The 2068-nt window shown below is 59.7% G+C and carries 1 protein-coding gene; it reads left to right on the top strand.

Going from position 1 to position 2068, the window contains the following annotated elements:
• Positions 1–148: 148 nt before the first annotated feature.
• Complete coding sequence (locus NW839_RS11980; protein ID WP_414351713.1) at positions 149–1861, top strand: SpoIID/LytB domain-containing protein; 1713 nt, start codon at positions 149–151, stop codon at positions 1859–1861.
• The last annotated feature ends 207 nt before the right edge of the window (positions 1862–2068 follow it).

Raw genomic sequence — 2068 nt, forward strand, 5'->3', positions numbered from 1 at the left:
CCGTACTGAACATATTATACATTATTTTCAGTATAGTTGAGCTTATTATTGACTAGAGTCATGCTCCCCACTGCTGACGCAACCGCTGCAGGTAGGCCAAAAAAGATGGGGGTAAAATCGACAGGGTGTGTTTTAGGATAAAGCGGCCATGGCCAGTTGTCAGGCTCTCACTGCCAAACCCCGTCGGTTTTTAGGGGCTCCGTCCCGCTGGCGCAAACAGAGCACCCTCATTTCCGGCTTGGGCCTGTTGCTGGCGGCCTTAGCGCTCCATGCCGCCGACGCAACCGGAGTTCGTGAAGAGACCTTGGCCACGGCAGCCACCCCCGAAAACCCAATCCTGCATATAGGCATTGTGCAACGCTTTGGCCGTTCTGAGACGGATCAAGTGGAGCTGGCGGCGCCGACGGGATCCCTTCTCACCCTGGAATTCCCTCAAGCAGACGGCAGCACCCAGACCCAGCGAACGCCTCGGGTCAGCATCGGCATTGTCAATCGCGCCCTGACCACCCCGGAAACCGTATACCGTCTAATCCTCAGCAGCCACAAAAGTTTTGAGAGTGCCGAGGCCAACGCCAACCATTGGCAGTCTCTGGGCATCAGCACCGAGATCGCCCAGCCGCAAGAATGGCAGGTGTGGGCCAACCGCGCCTACACCCCGCAACAACTGATCCAGATTCAGCAGTATGCCCAGAAGGAAGGGATCCCCCATGTGCGGCTCGAGGTGCAGGAGCGACGCGAACGGGCGGAGCTGAGCTGGGTTCATGAACACTTTCGCTACCACCGCACCCGCCTCAGGGTGACCTCCGATGCCGGCTATCTACGGGTGAACGACCGCCACTACGCCGGCTCTATTACCATTCAGCCCAACGCCTACGGCAGCTACACCGTAGTCAACGCCGTGCCCCTGGAAACCTATTTGCGGGGGGTGGTGCCCCACGAGGTGGGGTCGGGGGCTCCCTTTGCCGCCATGGCTGCCCAGGCGATCCTGGCGCGCACCTACGCCCTCAAGAACCTCCACCGCTTTCAGGTTGACGATTATCAGCTCTGTGCCAATACCCACTGCCAGGTTTACAAGGGATTGACCGGAACCCACCCGCGGGCTGACGAGGCCATTCGCCAGACCAGCGGCCTGGTGCTCACCTACAACGGCGAGCTGGCGGATGCTGTCTATTCCTCTACCAATGGCGGCATCTCGGCGGCCTTTGAAGATGTTTGGGACGGGGATCCGCGCCCCTACCTACGCCCGCAAGCGGATATTGCCCATCGTGCTCCGCAGGGCGAGGAGCGCCATCAACCGGGTAAGCCCCTGGATTTGCGGCAGGAGAGCAGCTTCCAGGCGTTTTTGGCCCAGCGAGAGGGCTTCAACGAAGCAGGAGTATCCCGCCTATTCCGCTGGGAGTTCTCCCTATCTTTGGAGGAGCTGAACACCCAGTTGCGGGCCGGCCAAGACTACCTAGGGATCCCGATGCCCACCTGGAGCAGCATCGCGGGGATGCAGATCCTGGAGCGCTCCGCCAGTGGCCGGGTGCAGGTGATGCAATTAGACTTGCAGACGGCAGATGGGATCCGCTCGATTCTTTTGCGCAAGGATCAGGTACGCTTGGCTTTTCCTCGCCTGTACAGCACCCTGTTTCGGATAGAGCCTCTGAAACAAGGGGAGCGATTGGCAGGCTATCGCTTCATCGGTGGCGGCTTTGGCCATGGGGTGGGCCTGAGCCAGTATGGCTCCTATACCCTGGCTCGGCAGGGGTTTAACGCGGCACAAATCCTCGCTTTCTACTACCCCGGCACCACCTTGGCCCCGCTGGGATCCCTATCCTTGCAGTTGCCTGCCGCCTCAGCAGCCTACTCTATCCGCTAGAGGTTGGGTGAAAGTTATGGCCGTGAAGGGATCCCAGCTTGCTTGCAGAGATCACGCCGGTTCTCTTCTGCCCGTCCAGGCCAGGAGATGACAGACTTAGACTTGGAGTACCCGCTCAAAGTTATCTCGTCAAATCCCCATGAGTTCTCGCTACCTGCTGCCCCCCGCTGAACCCAAGTCTGTCGGTACTGCCTATATCCTCTGGGC

The sequence above is a fragment of the Synechococcus sp. R5-15 genome (assembly GCF_047462035.1).
GTDB lineage: Bacteria > Cyanobacteriota > Cyanobacteriia > Thermostichales > Thermostichaceae > Thermostichus.

Coding starts and splice junctions, on each gene's coding strand:
- NW839_RS11980 (WP_414351713.1), top strand. CDS start 149: ATGGCCAGTTGTCAGGCTCTCACTGCCAAACCCCGTCGGTTTTTAGGG.